This window comes from Methylocystis sp. SB2, assembly GCF_049817085.1.
GTDB lineage: Bacteria > Pseudomonadota > Alphaproteobacteria > Rhizobiales > Beijerinckiaceae > Methylocystis > Methylocystis rosea.
Map to the genome: position 1 here is coordinate 1,108,770 of NZ_CP187401.1, position 17,197 is coordinate 1,125,966.

The following is a 17,197-nucleotide window of genomic DNA, read 5'->3' on the forward strand; positions in this document are numbered from 1 at the left end:
TTTCTCTCTCGGAGGATCGCGTATGTGTCAGGCGTGTGGCTTTGCCGATATCATTCATGGAAGCAAAATGCGCCGGAGAGCCTTTGTCTTTGGCGCCGCCGCAGCGGGAGTGCTGACAGCGGTCCCCAGCGCGAACGCCAAGGCTCAAAAGTCCCAGTCTAAACAGACTAAGAAGCCGAGCGCGCCGCCAAAGCCTGAAAATGTCCTGACTCCTGACGAAGCGTTGGCGCGCCTGATGGAGGGCAATAAGCGCTATCAGCAGGGCCTAGCAAGACGCCACGACTTCTTCGCCGAGCGCGAGGCCCTCGTCGGCGGACAAAATCCTTACGCCGCGATTCTCAGCTGCGCGGATTCGCGGATCGCGCCGGAATACGCCTTTGACAGTTCGCGCGGCGATCTGTTCGTTGTTCGTGTTGCGGGCAATGTCGCCAATCCGTACAATATCGCAAGCTTGGAATATGCTGTTGAGGTGTTGAAGACACCTCTCATCTTAGTGCTCTGTCACGAAGCCTGCGGCGCTGTTAAATCCGCAATTTCGTCGATCCAGGATCATACGACTTTGCCTGGCCACCTTCCGTCGCTGGTCGCCGCTCTAACTCCCGCGGTTGAAGCAGTAAGGGGCCGGCAGGGCGATCTTCAGGAGAATGCGACCGTGGAGAACGCCCGGATGTGCGCGACGACGCTCGAGACCGCAACGCCGTTGCTGAGCGCCGCTGTCAATGAGAAGCGCGTCAAAGTCGTGAGCGGAATTTATCGCCTTGCAGACGGTCGGGTCGACCTGTTTGCGTGAGGCTGATCACGCAAGAATGCGCCTGTCGATCTGCGCGATCGAGGTGACGCCCGTCAGGGTCATCGCCACGCGCATTTCTTTGGCGAAGATCTCGAGCATATTCTCGACGCCACCCTGTCCGGCCGCAGCCAGCGCATAGGCCGCGGCCCGCCCGAGCAGGACGCCCTTGGCGCCGAGCGCCAGCATGCGCACCACGTCCAGTCCGGACCGCACGCCTGAATCGACAAATACTTCAAGATCGCTTCCGACGGCGTCGACGATCGGCGGCAAGGCTTTGACCGTCGAGAGCGCGCCGTCGAGCTGCCGTCCGCCGTGATTGGAAACGATGATCCCATTCGCTCCGAACCGCACGGCGTCCCGTGCGTCCTCAGGATCCAATATGCCCTTGAGGATCAAAGGCCCTTTCCAGAACTCGCGGATCCATTCGAGGTCTGACCAGCTGATCGATGGATCAATGTTTTTGCCGAGCCAGCCGATGTAATCCTGCAGTCCGGTCGCCTTGCCGAGATATTTTGAGATGTTGCCGAGATCGTGCGGTCGGCCCCTGATCCCCACATCAAAGGACCAGCCCGGTTTCGCGATCGCCTGAAGCAGGCGCCGCGGTTTGGCGATAGGCCCTGACAGACCGGAATGGGCGTCGCGGTAGCGCGATCCATGCACAGGAAGGTCTACAGTGAAGACAAGTTTGTTTATGCCTGCGCGCTGGGCCCGCTCCAGCATCGACTGCATGAATCCGCGGTCTTTGAGCACGTAGAGCTGGAACCAGAGGGTTCCCGCGCTGCATTGCGACGCGACTTCTTCGAGCGAACAGACCGACAGCGTCGACAGCACGTACGGAATGCCCTTCTTCGCCGCAGCATTGGCCGCCTGGACTTCACCCCGACGAGCAAACATCCCGCTCAGCCCGACAGGCGCCAGGATCACGGGAAGCTCGGAAGGCTGACCGAACCATTCCGTCGCGAGACTGAGGCCGGTGACGTTCTTCAACACGCGCTGTCTGAGGTTCACGGCTCTCAAATCAGCGACATTGGCCTGCAAGGTGTCTTCGGCGTTCGCCCCGCCATCGATATAATCAAAGAGGAAGCGCGGCAGCTTGCGCTGTGCGACCTTTCGATAATCCGAAGCCGACGAAACAATCATTCGATTCCCCAAAGACTGGTCGGGCGCTGGAGCGCGAGCCTACCCCTGAACGCACAGGCACGCGTCGAGGGCTCACGCCTTCCGCTTTGATCGCAGGAGCGCGGCGCATCGTCAAACCGATCTATCGCCTTGGACGCTTGCCGCTTCGTCACAGCTCAAGAGCGCTTCGCCTGCGAATTGGCCTGTATCGCAATGGGATGGATTAGCAACACGCGGCGCGCGGCGCGGCCACAGCGGCGTGGCGCTGGGCGTGATCCATGAGAAGGCTTTGGACAAAGCCCAGTTTCTCTTTCACGACCGGCGAGATCACGAAGGGATAGATATCTGGCTGCCCCATCGATCGGTTGATGTTGTTCAACGCGAACGAAATATCCAGCCAACTATCGACCATCTCATTGATGTCGGGATAGCCGTAGGGATCAAAATCGACCCGCGCCGGAGAACCGTCATCCCGCCGCACCACGAGCCCTGCGCTGCGACCGGTTTCGAGCGTGTCGACGATATGGAGATAATGCGCGAAGGTTTCCGCAAAATCCTCCCACGCATGACAAGAGGCGTATGCGCTTATGTGCTTTTGTCGCCAGTCGGCTGGCGGCCCTTCTTCATAATGTCTCTTGAGGGCGGCGGAATAATCTTCCCGCTCGTCTCCAAAGAGTTCTCGAAATGGCCAAAGATGTTCGGCGTGCGGCACGATGCGATCCCAATAATAATGACCGATCTCATGCCTGAAATGCCCAAGCAATGTACGATAGGGCTCTCCCATCTTGTCGCGCAATTTCTCTCGCACCGGATCATCGGCTTCCTTCAAAGCGATCGTGATCAGGCCGGAGTCATGGCCCGTCATCACCGGTCGTTGCGATGGCTCCTCCGCCAAGAAATCGAAGACCAGCGGTTCGCCGTCGTTTTCTGAAGCCGTTGGCGCAGGAAGATTCAGTCTGATCAGGCTGTAAAAGAGCCGTCGTTTGGCGGCTTCGATTTTCCGCCACGCCGCGTGGCGCTTGTCGTCCGACAAGTCAGGCACGATTCGATTATGCTGGCAGGCGAGGCAATACTCAGAGGGACCGCCCTTCTCGACCATCCAATTACATCCGTGCAGCTCCCAGTTCTTGCAGAAACGATATTCGCGGGTTCCGTCAGCGAGCGCGCGCCATCCGTTACCGACGGGTTCGACGGCGGTCATCTCGCCATGCGTCGGCAAATAGCCGAGCGTGTGCCCGCAACTCTCGCATTTGGTGTTCTCAAAAAGTATGCTCTGGCGGCAAACCTGGCATCGAAAGGCTTTCATGGAGGATCTTTCCGAACCGCGCTTGCGGCCTTAACTGCGCTTCTGGCGGAATGTTCCTGGTCAGACAGAGCGGGGTGGTCGCTCGGGACCCTCGGTCTTCCGGAGCATCCTATACCGGCGCCAATTGAATGCGCAGCCTGTATTCACCTGATAGGCTTATTGCCGCAATTTCGGACAAAGCCGCCATTTTGGCGGCTCTTCAGATTGACACTGCGCGGCGCGGCCCCGCTAAAGTCCCGGCAGTGGCCCTGCGTCAGTTCTTGAGAGAATGACGCTGAAACGAGACGCTGATTAACGTGTCGATCCAGATCGCCCTTCACCACATCACCCACTACAAATATGACCGCCCGGTCGTGCTCGGTCCGCAGATCGTCCGTCTGCGCCCGGCTCCGCATTGCCGCACGAAAATCTTGAGCTACTCGCTCAAGATCGCGCCTTCGGAAAATTTCATAAACTGGCAGCAGGACCCGCACGGAAATTGGCTGGCGCGACTGGTGTTCCCCGATAGCGCGAGGGAATTCAAGATAGAGGTCGATCTGCTGGCGGATCTCGCCGTCTATAATCCATTCGATTTCTTCATCGAGCCTTATGCCGAAGAGTTCCCTTTCGCTTATCCCGATGAACAGAAAATTGAGCTTGCCGCCTATCTTGACCCCGAGGATGTGGGCGCCCTGACGGAAGACTTCGTCCGAAGCCTTCCGCGGCAAAAAACGCGGACAATTGATTTTCTCGTCGAACTCAACGCGCGGCTGCACCGCGACATTCGCTACGTCATCCGGATGGAGCCTGGCGTGCAGGCGCCGGAAGAGACTCTCGCGCTGGGATCGGGTTCGTGCCGCGATTCCGCTTGGCTTCTCGTTCAGATCTTGCGCAAGCTCGGTCTCGCGGCACGTTTCGTCTCCGGCTACCTCATCCAGCTAAAGGCCGATGTCGATCCGATTGAAGGCCCGAAGGGAACCGATCACGACTTCACCGATCTGCACGCTTGGGCGGAAGTTTTTCTGCCTGGCGCTGGTTGGATCGGTCTCGACGCGACTTCGGGACTGTTTTGCGGCGAAGGTCATCTGCCGCTATGCAGCGCGCCGCACTATCGCTCCGCCGCGCCTCTGTCGGGCCTCGTAGAGCCCGCCCAGGTCGAATTCGGTTTCGAGATGCGCGTCGATCGCATCAATGAGGCGCCGCGCATCACCGCGCCCTTTTCCCACGACGCCTGGGGCCGACTTGACGCCTTGGGCGAAAGGGTCGACGCGGACCTTAAGGCGCTCGACGTTCGCCTCACCATGGGCGGAGAGCCGACATTCGTTTCGATCGACGACTTCGAGTCCTCCGAGTGGAACACGGCGGCGACCGGCCCCACTAAGCGAGAGCGGGCCGACGACCTTATCCGCAAGCTGCGCGAGCGCTTTGCGCCAAACGGGTTTCTGCATTACGGCCAGGGCAAATGGTATCCGGGCGAAAGCCTGCCGCGCTGGGCCTTCGGGCTCTACTGGCGCCGGGACGGCAAGCCGATTTGGTCGCAGCCGCAACTGATCGCCGATATCGCCGAGCCGAAAGGCGCGACCACGGCAGCAGCGGAAGTCTTTGTGCAGGATCTTGCGGAGCGTCTCGGGGTGGGCGCCGAACACGCTTTGCCGGCCTACGAAGATCCCGCGCATTGGATGGTCAAGGAGAGCGTCCTCCCGATCAATGTCGATCCCTGCGATCCCAAGATCGACGATGCGGAGGAACGCTCGCGCATGATGCGGGTGTTCGAGCGCGGCCTGAGCAAGCCGACGGGTTTCGTCCTGCCGATTCAGCGCTGGAATGCGCGCGCCGACTCCCAGTCGCGCTGGACCTCGGAGAAGTGGACGCTGCGACGCGGAAAGCTGTTCTTGGCGCCGGGCGATTCGCCTATCGGACTGCGGCTTCCCGTCGCATCCTTGCCCAAGCTTCCCGAAGGCGAATATCCGTTCATCTATCCGCAGGATCCCTTCGCGCCCCGCGAGCCGCTGCCCGAGCCCGGACATTTTCGCCGCATTCTAGGCGGCGGGGCGACGTCCGGGGGTCCAGCGCGCCAGGACGTGCACGAACAGTCCATTGTCGAAGGCGCCGTGCGCACCGCCTTCACCATCGAACCACGAGACGGCAATCTCTGCGTGTTCATGCCGCCCGTCGAAACGCTCGAGGATTATCTCGAACTGCTCGAGGCGGTGGAAGAGAGCGCCAAAGCGACCGGGCTGCCGCTCTATATCGAAGGCTATCCGCCGCCCGACGACCCGCGCCTCGAAGTGATCAAGGTGACGCCTGATCCTGGCGTCATCGAAGTCAATATTCACCCGGCCGCCACATGGCGGGAGGCCGTCGAAACGACGACCGCGCTCTATGAGGACGCGCGACAGGCGCGGTTGACGACGGCCAAATTCATGATCGACGGCCGGCAGATCGGCTCGGGCGGCGGCAATCATGTCGTGCTTGGGGGCAAAACGCCCGCCGACTCGCCCTTCCTGCGCCGCCCCGACCTTTTGAAGAGCCTTGTGCTTTATTGGCAGCGGCATCCCTCATTATCCTATCTGTTCTCCGGACTCTTCATCGGCCCCACCAGCCAGTCGCCCCGGGTTGACGAGGCGCGGCACGACTCGCTGTATGAGCTGGAGATCGCGTTGGCGCAGGTGCCGTCTCCCGGCGAAGGCTATGTGCCGCCGTGGCTCGTCGATCGGTTGTTCCGCAATCTGCTGGTCGATGTCGGCGGCAACACCCATCGCGCCGAAATCTGCATCGACAAGCTCTATTCGCCCGACGGACCGACCGGGCGTCTCGGGCTCGTCGAATTCCGCGCCTTCGAAATGCCTCCCGACGCCCGCATGAGTCTGGCGCAGCAGCTGTTGCTGCGCGCGCTCGTCGCCCGGTTCTGGCGGGAGCCGCAGCACGGCGATCTGGTGCGCTGGGGAACGGCGCTGCACGACAAATTCATGCTGCCGCATTTCGTATGGCACGACTTTCTTGGCGTTATCGATGATCTGCGCCGCGCCGGCTACGCCTTCGAAGAGGAATGGTTTGAGGCGCAGCGGGAATTCCGCTTTCCGCTCGCTGGAAACGTCGAGCACGGCGGCGTTCATCTGGAGATCCGCGGCGCGCTCGAACCCTGGCATGTGATGGGTGAAGAAGGCGCGAATGGCGCCACGGTGCGCTACGTCGATTCGTCGCTTGAGCGCCTGCAGGTCAAAGCGAAGGGCCTCGTTCCCGGCCGGCACATGATCGCCTGCAACGGACGCCGTGTCCCGATGACCAGCACCGGCGTCCCCGGCGAGGCGGTGGCGGGCGTTCGCTTCAAGGCCTGGCAGCCGCCCTCCGGCCTGCATCCGACGCTGCCGGTCCACGCGCCATTGACCTTCGACGTCATCGACTGCTGGAGCAGGCGTTCGCTGGGCGGCTGCGTGTATCACGCGACGCACCCTGGAGGCCGTAATTACGACGCCTTCCCCGTTAACAGTAACGAAGCCGAAGCGCGGCGCTTGGCGCGATTTGAGGATCATGGGCACACGCCCGGACCTGTCGATCCGCCGCGCGAGGAGCCAGGCCAAGAGTTTCCGCTGACGCTGGATCTTCGGAGGAGCATTGTCCGCTGAGCGACCGATTGAAGCAGACAAGGCGTCGCAGCGCGTTGCCGCCTGGATCGCTCAATATGCGCCGATGCACGACGCGCCGGATGAGCTTCTCGACCCAGATGGATGTCCGCGTGCGCACTGGCTCCAGTTCCTCGAATCGCTCGCCGCATTCGGCGATATCGGCCTTGAGCAACGCTTCGCCGCAGCCGGCCGCCGCATCGACGACATGGGAATTTCCTACCGGGTTCACGGAGAAACCAAGGAGCGCAGTTGGCCGTTAGGGCGTTTGCCGCTTCTGATCCCGGAATCAGAGTGGCGCGATATTGCGACTGGCGTCGCACAGCGCGCCGAACTTCTCGATCAGATCCTGCATGACGTTTACGGCGAGGCGCGGCTTGTCGCTGAGGGCGCCCTGCCGGCCGCAGCCATCACGGGATCGCCTGACTTCATTCGACCGATGTGCGGAGTCGCGCCGCCCGGCGGACGCTGGCTTCGCTTTTACGCCGCCGATATCGGACGCGGGCCCGATGGCGCCTGGCGTGTGCTCGGCGATCGCGCGCAGGCGCCTTCGGGAGCTGGTTACGCCTTAGAAAATCGGATGATCCTGTCGCGCGCTCTGCCAAGTCTCTATCGAGACATGAACGTCGAGCGCCTCGCGCCGTTTTTCCGAGAATTTCGTGCGAGCATCTCCGGCGCGGCGCAACGCGTTGATCCGCGCATCTGCCTGCTGACGCCTGGCCCTTGGAGCGAGACCTATTCCGAACAGGTGAACCTTGCCCGCTATCTCGGCCTTACGCTGATCGAAGGCGAAGATCTCGTGATGAGCGATGGCAAGCTGCATGTGCGCACCATCGCCGGCTTGAAGCGCGCCGATGCGATTTGGCGTCGCGTCGACGCTGACTGGTGCGACCCGCTGGAGCAGAACGCCGCGTCGCGTCTGGGCGTCGCCGGGATGTTCGAAGCCATCCGTCGCGGCGCCGTTGTCGTCGCGAACATGCCCGGCGCCGGTCTCATCGAATCGCGCGCGCTGATGAGTTTCCTGCCGGAGCTGTCGCAACGCCTGTTCGGCGAGAGCCTCAAACTTCCCAATGTCGCGACGTGGTGGTGCGGACGCGAAAGCGCCCGCAATCAAATTGTCGAGACCTTGAGCGACTACGCGATCAGCGGGGCGTTCAGCGACAGGCTCCCGGGGTTTGGCGACCTTCGTGAGGCGCTCGGTCATGCGCTCTCCAGCGAGGAGCGCGCGCGTCTGATCGACGCCATAAATCAGCGCGGCGTCGACTATGTCGCTCAGGAACCTGTCAATCTCTCCACGACGCCAGCCTGGGCCGAGGGCAGGCTGACGCCGAGACCTTTCGCCTTGCGCGTTTTCGCCGCCGCGACGGCTGACGGTTGGACGGTGATGCCCGGCGGATTCTGCCGAGTCTCCAACCGGCTTAATGCGCGCGCTGTGTCGATGGACGCCGGCGCGCAATCGAGCGACGTCTGGGTATTGACGAGCCATCCGATCGAATGGTCGACGCTGCTTCCGTCCGACGAGGATCCGCCGATCGTGCGCGCGCTCGGCAATCTGCCGAGCCGCGCCGCCGATAATCTTTTCTGGATGGGACGCTATCTCGAGCGCGCCGAAGCGACATTGCGCGTCGTGCGGTCGCTCGGGGCGCGGCTGGGCGAACTCCAGCACATCGATCTGCAAGGGCGCCAGTCGATCGAGCGGCTTGCGCGACTGCTGATCGCCTGGGGCGCCGCCCCCGAAGACGCGCCGGACATGGACCCGACGCAGATTGCATGGTCCGCGGCAGCCGGCGCCGACGATTACGGTTCCGCGTTGTCGGTCGTGCGCAATGCGAGACGCGCGGCGTCGATCGTGCGCGAGCGCCTGTCCCAAGATGTCTGGCAACTCATCGGACGTATCGAGACACGCCTGACGCGCGCCGGCGCCGGCGCGATAACGGAGCCCGAGGCGCTCGAAATTGTGGAGCGTTCGCTCCATACGCTGGCAGCTTTGTCCGGACTGATCGACGAAAATTTCAATCGCGTCGCCGGCTGGAGCTTTATCGATCTCGGGCGCAGAATCGAACGCGCCATCGGGACGTGCCGCTTCGCCCGGCAATTTGCCGGCGACGATGCGACGGTCGAGACGCTGGACGCCCTGCTCGATCTACTCGATTCGCAGATCACCTATCGCTCCCGCTACATCGCCGGCGCCGCACTGGCGCCTGTTCTCGACATGGCCATGCTCGATCCGTTCAATCCGCGATCCGTCCTCTTCCAGGCGATGCATATCGACGAACATCTCGCGGCGCTGCCGACTCTGCGAGACGATGGAGTCATGGAGCCGCCGCGGCGACTCTCCGTCAAGCTGCGCGCCGAACTCGAGTCGGAAGATGCGCGCCGCTTGGACGCCGCGATCATTCTTGGGTTTGAGCAACGCCTGATGTCTCTCGCCGACAAAATCGCCGAGCGCTATTTCACGCATGGCGCCGATGGCGCAGCAAATTCTCAGCCGTCGCGGATCGCGTGATCTACGATATCGCCCATCGCACGATCTACAAATATGACGCGCCGGTCGCTTCGGCGCGCTGCGCCATGCGCCTGATCCCGCGCAACGATCGCGGCCAAACAGTGCTGTCCCATCGTATTGAGCTGTCGCCATCGGCCGAAATCCTCAATGAGAGGATCGACTTTCACGGAAACCGGGTCTGCGAAGCCCGCATCCTCAAGCCCCACACGAAGCTGCAGATCGCCCTCGCGGCGCGCGTCGCCGTCGAACGGGCGCCGCCGCCTGCGCCGGCGCTGACGCCGTCATGGGAAATCGTGAGGAACGCCGCCTACGCGTCCGACTCGCTCGCAGCCTCCTCTCCCGCCCATTACATTTATGCAAGCCGCTTTGCGCCGTTGTTCGACGCGGCGACGCATTATGCGCGCGAAAGCTTTTCGCCCGGGCGGCCGATCCTCGAAGGCGCAATCGAACTAACGCAGCGCATCAACGCCGACTTCGCCTACGATCCGGATGCGACGCATATCGCGACGCCGATCGCGCAGGCGTTCGAACGCCGTCGCGGCGTCTGCCAGGATTTTGCGCATATCATGATCGCGGCTTTGCGCGGCGTCGGATTGGCGGCGTCTTATGTCAGCGGCTATCTTCGAACTTTCGCAGCGCCAGGCCAGGCGCGGCTGGAAGGCGCCGATTCGACCCATGCGTGGGTTTCGGTGTGGTGCGGCCCGGAATTTGGCTTCTTCGACCTTGATCCGACGAACGCGATTGTCGTCGGCAACGACCATATCGCCATCGCCATCGGACGCGACTATGCGGATGTTTCGCCGATCGACGGCGTGATCATCGGCGCCGGCGATCAAGATTTGGATGTCAGCGTCGACGTGAAAGAAGCAGCGATTTAGGAAGAACGCCCTTACCGCTGTCTTTACACAAGCGCCTGTTCCTTCACCGCCGTACGCTGCGCGCGAATCCAGTCGTAGAGCTGCCGCATGCCCGCGCCGGTCTTGGCGGAGACTTCGACGATCTCAACATCCGGATTGACGCGGAGAATATTCTCCCTCGCCCGCTCCATCGAAAAATCCAGATGCGGCAGAAGGTCGATCTTGTTGAAGATGACGAGCTTCGCGGCGCTGAACATATGCGGATATTTGAGCGGCTTGTCTTCGCCTTCCGTGGTCGAAAAGATGACCGCCTTGGCGTGCTCGCCAAGGTCGAACAGCGCCGGGCAGACGAGATTGCCGACATTTTCGATGAAGACGAGCGAAGCGACGCTCGGCTTGAGTTCGGAAAGCGCGCGCGCGATCATTTCCGCGTCGAGATGGCATCCCGTGCCGGTGTTGACCTGAACCACCGGCGCGCCCGCGGCGCGAATGCGTTCGCCGTCATTCGACGTCGCCTGATCGCCCTCGATGACGAACAGCGGCAGTTCGCCTGAGAGGTCGGCGATGGCGCGCTCGAGCAGCGTCGTCTTTCCCGCGCCGGGCGAGCTGACGAGATTGAGCGCCAGGATCTCGCGACCCGCAAGCCAGGCGCGACATTTGGCGGCGATCGCGTCGTTCTTCGCGAGAATGCGCGCTTCCAGGTCGAGGCGACGGTGGGAATCCTCGTGCGCCTGATCATGATCGCTGTGATCGTGCGCATGCGCGTGGCTGTGATCATGCCCGTGTGCATGACCCTGCTCGTGCCCGTGATGATGATCATGAGCATGTTGATGTTCGCCGTGAAAATGACCATGGCCATGCTCCCCATGCGAATGGGCCGCGCCGTCATGCTCCGGCCCCGCCGCGATCTCCGCACGCACGCCGGTCTGCAGATTGGTCATCGTAGTCCCCTGCCCTCGGCAGCCACAGCTCGTGCACATTATGCAGCCTCTTCGACTTCGATGCTCTTAATGTTCAGCTCTTCGCCGCGCAGGCGCTGGAATTGACGAGAGCCGCATGGACACGCCGAGAGCATGTCGGGCGTGGGAAATTCCGCGCCGCAGACGTCGCAGCGCGCCTCGGCGTCGACTTCGCGGATGTCCAGCGTCGCGTCTTCAACCGGCGTGCCTCGGGCGACTTCCGGAAAACAGAACGCGACGGCCTGCGGCTCGACGCCCGACAGTTTGCCGATCTCGAGCGTCACGCGGCGCACGCTACGCCCTTGCGCGGCCTGCGACGCCAGTTCGACAATGCTGCAAACGATCGAGAGTTCGTGCACGTCGGCTCCTTTAGCAGATGCGCGGTAGTTGCTCGCCGACCAGCATGTCGACGATGCGCCGGCCGCCGAAAATCGTGCGCATGGTGACGCGGCCCGGCTCGCCCGCGACGACGCTACCGATGACGGCCGCCTGTCGGCCCAGCGGATGCGCCCGCATGGCCTCGAGCGCCTGCTCGGCCTCGTCGGGCGGAACAATTGCGACGATCTTCCCCTCATTGGCGAGATAGAGCGGATCGAGGCCGAGAATTTCACAAAAGCCGCGCACCTCATCGCGCAGCGGCGTGACCGCCTCGTCAATGTCTATGGCGATCTGTGCCGCTTCGGCGATTTCATTGAGCACGGTCGCGACTCCGCCGCGCGTCGGATCGCGCATGAACCGCGTGTTCGGCGCCGCATTGAGCAGGCTTGCGATAAGGCCCTGCAGCGGCGCGCAGTCGCTTTCGATCGGCGACTGCAACGCCATATCGCCGCGCGCGCCTAGAATTGCCGCGCCATGATCGCCGAGAAGTCCGTTGACGAGCACCGCGTCTCCGAGTTTCGCGCGATGCGCGCCAAGCTCGACGCCGGCGGCGACGACGCCAACGCCGGTCGTGGTGATGAACATCTGGTCGCAGGCGCCCTTGTTCACGACCTTGGTGTCGCCGGTGACGATCTTCACCCCGGCCTCTTGCGCCGTCGCCGCCATGGACCTTGCGATCTGCCGCAGAAAATTGATCGAGACGCCCTCTTCGATGATAACTGCGCAGGAAAGATAGAGCGGAAGCGCCCCGCCCACGGCGAGATCGTTCACCGTGCCGCAGACCGCGAGCTTGCCGATGTCGCCGCCGGGGAACACCAGCGGATCGACAACGAATGAGTCGGTCGTGAAGGCCAGCCGGTCGCCATATTGCGCAAGCTCCAAGAGATCCATCCGCGCAGAATCGTCGAGCGGCGCCAGCAGCGGATTGTCGAAGGCCGCGACAAAGACGTCGTCGATCAAATCCTTCATCGCCTTGCCGCCGCCGCCATGCGCCAGCGTGACGATCGGCACATGCACCTTGCCGCGCGGACGTCGGGGCGGGATGGAAATCATGTTCATGCGGCGCTCGCCTCGTCGTCGCGGCCCCGCTTAATGCCGCCATATTGGTAATAGGCCGCGCATGCGCCCTCGGACGACACCATCAGCGCGCCGAGCGGCGTCTCCGGCGAGCAGGCGCGGCCGAACACTTTACACTGCCAGGGCTTGATGACGCCTTTGAGGACCTCGCCGCACTGGCAGGATTTTGGATCGGCGATTCTTGCATTGGGCACGGCGAATTTCCGCTCGGCGTCAAAGCCCGCATAGGCGTCGCGCACTTTGACGCCAGAGTGATCGATGGAGCCGAGCCCGCGCCATTCGAAGAATTCGCGCAGTTCATAAACCTGCGCAACCGCCTGCAGCGCCACGGCGTTGCCCCCTGCTGGCGCGACGCGCGCATATTGATTTTGAATCTCGCAGCGTCCCTCGTCGATTTGCTTCAGCAACATCCAGATCGACTGCAAAATGTCGAGAGGCTCGAACCCCGCGATCACCATCGGCTTCTTGTAGTAACGCGCGATAAATTCATAGGGCGCATCGCCGATCACCATGGACACATGGCCCGGCCCCAGAAATCCGTCGAGCCGCAGATCCGGGCTATCGAGAATCGCCTTGATGGTCGGAACGATGGTGATGTGATTGCAGAAGATCGAAAAGTTCTTGATCCCTTCACGCTCCGCCTGCAGCACGGTCAACGCCGTCGACGGCATGGTGGTCTCGAAGCCGATTCCGAAGAAAACGACCTCGCGCGCGGGATTTTTACGCGCGAGCGCCAGCGCGTCCATCGGCGAATAGACCATGCGCACGTCACAGCCGTCGGCCTTCGCCTGCAGCAGGCTCTTGCGTGAGCCCGGCACGCGCATGGCGTCGCCGAAGGTGGTGAAGATCACCTCCGGACGCTCGGCGATGGCGACGCAATCGTCGACGCGTCCCATCGGCAGAACGCAAACAGGGCAGCCGGGTCCATGCACCAACTCGATGGACTTCGGCAGCATCCCTTCGACGCCGTAGCGGAAGATCGAATGCGTGTGCCCGCCGCAGACTTCCATGATCTGCAGCGGCCGACTTTCATCGCGCCCGATTCGCGCAAGCAGGCGCTCGATCTCCTTGATCAGAACGTCCGCCTTCGCCCGATCGCGAAATTCATCGACATATCTCATGCCGCGACGTCCTTGCTTATGGCCGAGCCGCGATCGTCGGCGAGCAGCGTGTGAACCAGGTCCCACAGGATGTGATAGGCGGCAACGTGACACTCCTGGATGCGGTGGACCGACGTCGTTGGCACGACGAGGAAATGATCGCAGATCCCAGAGGCCATCTTGCCGCCGTCGCCGCCGCTAAAGCCAATGGTCGTCAGACCCATCTCCCTCGCCTTCACGAAGGCGGCGATCAGATTTGCCGAATTGCCGCTGGTGGAGAGGCCGACAAGCCCGTCTCCCGCCCGGCCATGCGCAATGATTTGGCGCGCGAAAATATGCTCGAAGCCCACGTCATTGCCCACCGCGGACGTCATCGCAACGTCAGCGGTGAGATTTATCGCCGCAAGCGCCGGCCGACCGGCGGTGATCGGATGGAGAAACTCCACGGCCACATGCGAGGCGTCGCAACTCGAGCCGCCATTGCCCATGGTGAACATCCGGCCGCCGCGTCGATAAACGGCGGCAAGCGCCTTCGCCGCGTCGAGCAGGACAGGCGCCTGCTCGCCAAAAAATCTCACGCTGGTCTCGCGCGACTCGCGCGCTTTCTCTTCAATAGAGTGCAGCAACCCAGCATCGACGGCGGCGGGATCCTGCTCCTTGCCATGCAGGAACGGATAAAGGACCTCCAATGCGCTCTTGCTGGTCATGATCCTATTCCTCCGCCGCGACTGCGTCGGTGAGCGTTTGCATAGTCTCAAGTTCGGCTTGGAGTTCGCCAAGCTCTTGCAGCAATCTGAGCGTCTCAGCCGCCTCGGCCTCATTGATCCGGCTCATCGCAAAACCGACATGGACGAGAACCCAATCGCCGACGCACGACTCCACAGGATGCGCTTCATCCACGACGCAGCTGATGTTGATCTGCCGGCGCACCCCGCTCACGTCAACGGTCGCGACGAGATCGTCGGCATTGTCTATGCTAACGATGCAGCCGGGGATGCCGAGGCACATGCGCCGTCCTTTCCATCTCTTGTCATGTCGGTTCTCATCAGATGCGCGGCGCCGATGACGGCCTGACCCAGCGAGAGCCCGCCATCATTGGTGGGCGCATCAACATGTGTGAGCACCGTGAAGCCAGCCTCGCACAAACCGTCGTAGACGCTTTCGAAGAGCAGGCGGTTCTGGAAGCAGCCGCCCGACAGCGCCACCATTTCAAATCGCCGCGCAGCCGCCAGCCGCACGGCGACTTCAGTGATTGACTGCGCCAGACCGAGGTGAAAACCGCGCGCAATGGTCTGCGCCGAAACGCCCTGCCGCAAATCATCGAAAATTGCGCGCCACATCGGCGCCGCGTCGATGTCGATGAGCTCCGACTCGGCAATCCTCAGCGCATAGCCGCGTGTCTCGTTTGGCGCCGCGGCCGCCAGCGCCTCAAGTCGCGCCCCGGCTTCGCCTTCATAGGCCTGACGGTCGGCGCAAACGCCGAGCGCGGCGGCGACCGCATCGAACAGACGTCCGCACGAGGAGGCTAATGGCGAATTGAGGCCTTGGGCGATCATCCGGTCGAGCGTCGCAAGCGGTTTGCCCTCCAAGGCGCGCCAATCGCCCGGCGCAGAAGGCTTCGCTTCGAACGCGCCCGCGGCCCTAAGATGCGCATAGAGGTTTCGCCAGGGTTCGCGCACCGCCTGTGCGCCGCCGGGCATGGCGACGGGCTTCAACCGCGCCAGCCGCTCGTAGCCAAGATAGTCGGCGAGCAGGAACTCGCCGCCCCATATCGTCCCGTCATCGCCAAAGCCCAATCCGTCGAGCACGATGCCGAGCGCCGGCGGCGCATGGAGCGGTCGGCCATTTTCAGCAAAGCAGGCGGCGACATGGGCGTGATGATGTTGAACGTCAATCAACGGCAAGGCCCGTGTGTCGGCCTCTGCGCGTCCGAGTTTCGACGACAGATATTCAGGATGCCGGTCGACGACGATCGCCGTCGGCGCATGATCAAACAGGCTCCGAAAGAGAGCAAGATTTTTTTTGTAATCATCCAGCGTCGCCGCGTTCTCGAGATCGCCCTGATGCGGCGACAAGATGGCCTGACCGTCCTTGACCAGGCAGAAGGTCGCCTTCAGCTCCCCGCCCATCGCCAACAGGTCGGGCGCCTTTTCGAAGCCGCTCGGCAATCGCAGCGGCGCGGGCGCGTAGCCGCGGGCGCGGCGAAGAACCCTCGGCCGCCCGCTCATAACTCGCACAACCGAGTCGTCAACGCGATTGGCGATGGCGCGATTATGCGTCAATGCGAAGGAGGCGATTTCGGCAAGCTGTCGGTACGCCTCCGCGTCATCGACGACGGCGGGCTCGTCCGAGATATTGCCGCTCGTCATCACGAGCGGATGCTCGAACTGATCCATCAATAGCAGATGCAGCGGCGTCGTCGGCAGCATAAAGCCAAACGTGGCAAGTCGAGGCGCAACGGCCTCAGGCAAATGCTCCGAATTTGCGCGCAGCAGCACGATCGGCGCCTCAACGCTTGTGAGCGCGCGCTCCTCGACGGCGTCGATTGCGCAGTAGCGACGGATAACGGCAAGATCCCGCGCCATCAGCGCGAAGGGCTTTGCGTCACGGCGCTTCAATCGGCGCAGGCGCGCGACAGTCTCGGCATTCGTCGCGTCGCATGCGAGATGATAGCCGCCCAGACCCTTGACGGCGATGATCGCACCACGCGCGATAAGACGCGCTGCAATTTCGACCGCGTCGGCGCCGCCGGCGCGCGGCGCTTCCGCTTGGCCTAACGCAACAACCGATGCGGTCGGCCCGCAGGATGGGCAGGCCACCGCTTCGGCGTGAAAACGGCGATCGTTCGGATTGTGATATTCCGCCTTACATGCCGCGCACAAGGCGAAGGGCGCCATCGTGGTCGTCGCGCGATCATACGGAATGGCCGTCACAATGCTGAGGCGCGGGCCGCAATGCGTGCAATTGGTGAATGGATAGCGATAGCGGCGTTCGTTTGGATCACGCAGCTCCGCGGCGCATGCGCCGCAGAGCGCCGCATCTGGCGCCACCTGGGTGCATGCGGGTCCGCCGATGCTCTCGGCGATACCGAAATCTAGCGGCAGATGGCCGCTGTAGTATCGCCTTTCGATGCTGTCGACATGTGCGAGCGGCGGCGGGTCTCGTTCGATTCGTCGAAGCAGCGTCGCGATCCGCGACGGGTCGCCGCTGACGCGCAATAATACGCCCTCGCCGTCATTGAGCACCTCGCCGGCAAGCCCCAGTTCACGCGCCATGCGCCAGACCGCCGGGCGAAAGCCCACCCCCTGCACACGCCCGCGCACCCGAAATTCGAGCGCCTGCGATGGCTCTACCGCCGCAAAACTCATGATCCCTGTCAGCCTCACATATTGCTGATCTTGATATAGCGATACAGGTCCTTCGCGTTCATGATCAGCAGTCCGAGGATGATAAGCCCCAGGACGATGCCTGTAATCTCCCATCCGCTCATGACATTTCTCCAT

At 62.6% G+C, this 17,197-nt stretch carries 13 protein-coding genes; 4 read left to right on the forward strand and 9 right to left on the reverse strand.

What is annotated here, in order from left to right:
* Positions 1-22 precede the first annotated feature (22 nt).
* On the forward strand, positions 23-790 hold the full coding sequence (locus ACPS74_RS05580) for a carbonic anhydrase (protein ID WP_029651394.1): 768 nt from the start codon (positions 23-25) through the stop codon (positions 788-790).
* Between the two features lie 6 nt (positions 791-796).
* Here ACPS74_RS05580 and lldD read toward each other — a convergent pair whose 3' ends face one another.
* Positions 797-1,930: an FMN-dependent L-lactate dehydrogenase LldD gene (gene lldD, locus ACPS74_RS05585; RefSeq protein WP_029651395.1), complete on the reverse strand. Its 1,134-nt coding sequence runs from the start codon at positions 1,928-1,930 to the stop codon at positions 797-799.
* Positions 1,931-2,132: 202 nt separating this feature from the next.
* On the reverse strand, positions 2,133-3,215 hold the full coding sequence (locus ACPS74_RS05590; protein WP_029651396.1) for a zinc-binding metallopeptidase family protein: 1,083 nt from the start codon (positions 3,213-3,215) through the stop codon (positions 2,133-2,135).
* A 296-nt stretch (positions 3,216-3,511) separates the two neighbouring features.
* Here ACPS74_RS05590 and ACPS74_RS05595 point away from each other — a divergent pair, with 296 nt between their 5' ends.
* From ACPS74_RS05595 to ACPS74_RS05605, 3 genes are read left to right on the forward strand one after another with little or no spacing between them, the layout of a single operon-like run.
* Positions 3,512-6,820, forward strand: coding sequence for a DUF2126 domain-containing protein (locus tag ACPS74_RS05595; protein ID WP_029651397.1), 3,309 nt, complete (start codon positions 3,512-3,514; stop codon positions 6,818-6,820).
* The gene (locus ACPS74_RS05600; RefSeq protein ID WP_029651398.1) at positions 6,810-9,323 is read left to right on the forward strand and encodes a circularly permuted type 2 ATP-grasp protein; all 2,514 of its coding nucleotides are present in this window, start codon (positions 6,810-6,812) and stop codon (positions 9,321-9,323) included. Before ACPS74_RS05595 ends, ACPS74_RS05600 begins: the two co-directional genes overlap by 11 nt.
* Entirely contained in the window at positions 9,320-10,201 is an 882-nt protein-coding gene (locus ACPS74_RS05605; RefSeq protein ID WP_029651399.1) for a transglutaminase family protein, read from the forward strand. Before ACPS74_RS05600 ends, ACPS74_RS05605 begins: the two co-directional genes overlap by 4 nt.
* A gap of 23 nt (positions 10,202-10,224) precedes the next feature.
* Here ACPS74_RS05605 and hypB read toward each other — a convergent pair whose 3' ends face one another.
* The 7 genes from hypB to hypF are packed head-to-tail and all read right to left on the reverse strand — an operon-like array spanning position 10,225 to position 17,062.
* Entirely contained in the window at positions 10,225-11,160 is a 936-nt protein-coding gene (hypB, locus tag ACPS74_RS05610; protein ID WP_029651400.1) for a hydrogenase nickel incorporation protein HypB, read from the reverse strand.
* On the reverse strand, positions 11,160-11,498 hold the full coding sequence (locus ACPS74_RS05615) for a hydrogenase maturation nickel metallochaperone HypA (protein WP_018409037.1): 339 nt from the start codon (positions 11,496-11,498) through the stop codon (positions 11,160-11,162). The genes hypB and ACPS74_RS05615 overlap by 1 nt, the downstream gene beginning before the upstream one ends.
* Positions 11,499-11,508: 10 nt before the next feature.
* Complete coding sequence (gene hypE / locus ACPS74_RS05620; RefSeq protein WP_029651401.1) at positions 11,509-12,576, reverse strand: hydrogenase expression/formation protein HypE; 1,068 nt, start codon at positions 12,574-12,576, stop codon at positions 11,509-11,511.
* Positions 12,573-13,715, reverse strand: coding sequence for a hydrogenase formation protein HypD (hypD, locus tag ACPS74_RS05625; protein ID WP_029651402.1), 1,143 nt, complete (start codon positions 13,713-13,715; stop codon positions 12,573-12,575). Before hypD ends, hypE begins: the two co-directional genes overlap by 4 nt.
* Complete coding sequence (locus tag ACPS74_RS05630) at positions 13,712-14,401, reverse strand: D-sedoheptulose-7-phosphate isomerase (RefSeq protein ID WP_029651403.1); 690 nt, start codon at positions 14,399-14,401, stop codon at positions 13,712-13,714. The genes hypD and ACPS74_RS05630 overlap by 4 nt, the downstream gene beginning before the upstream one ends.
* 4 nt (positions 14,402-14,405) lie before the next feature.
* Positions 14,406-14,702: a HypC/HybG/HupF family hydrogenase formation chaperone gene (locus ACPS74_RS05635; protein WP_029651404.1), complete on the reverse strand. Its 297-nt coding sequence runs from the start codon at positions 14,700-14,702 to the stop codon at positions 14,406-14,408.
* Entirely contained in the window at positions 14,666-17,062 is a 2,397-nt protein-coding gene (gene hypF / locus ACPS74_RS05640) for a carbamoyltransferase HypF (RefSeq protein ID WP_029651405.1), read from the reverse strand. Before hypF ends, ACPS74_RS05635 begins: the two co-directional genes overlap by 37 nt.
* Positions 17,063-17,197 lie beyond the last annotated feature (135 nt).

Coding starts and splice junctions, on each gene's coding strand:
- hypE (WP_029651401.1), bottom strand. CDS start 12,576: ATGAACATGATTTCCATCCCGCCCCGACGTCCGCGCGGCAAGGTGCAT.
- ACPS74_RS05635 (WP_029651404.1), bottom strand. CDS start 14,702: ATGTGCCTCGGCATCCCCGGCTGCATCGTTAGCATAGACAATGCCGAC.
- ACPS74_RS05590 (WP_029651396.1), bottom strand. CDS start 3,215: ATGAAAGCCTTTCGATGCCAGGTTTGCCGCCAGAGCATACTTTTTGAG.
- hypF (WP_029651405.1), bottom strand. CDS start 17,062: ATGAGTTTTGCGGCGGTAGAGCCATCGCAGGCGCTCGAATTTCGGGTG.
- hypD (WP_029651402.1), bottom strand. CDS start 13,715: ATGAGATATGTCGATGAATTTCGCGATCGGGCGAAGGCGGACGTTCTG.
- ACPS74_RS05580 (WP_029651394.1), top strand. CDS start 23: ATGTGTCAGGCGTGTGGCTTTGCCGATATCATTCATGGAAGCAAAATG.
- lldD (WP_029651395.1), bottom strand. CDS start 1,930: ATGATTGTTTCGTCGGCTTCGGATTATCGAAAGGTCGCACAGCGCAAG.
- hypB (WP_029651400.1), bottom strand. CDS start 11,160: ATGTGCACGAGCTGTGGCTGCCGAGGGCAGGGGACTACGATGACCAAT.
- ACPS74_RS05630 (WP_029651403.1), bottom strand. CDS start 14,401: ATGACCAGCAAGAGCGCATTGGAGGTCCTTTATCCGTTCCTGCATGGC.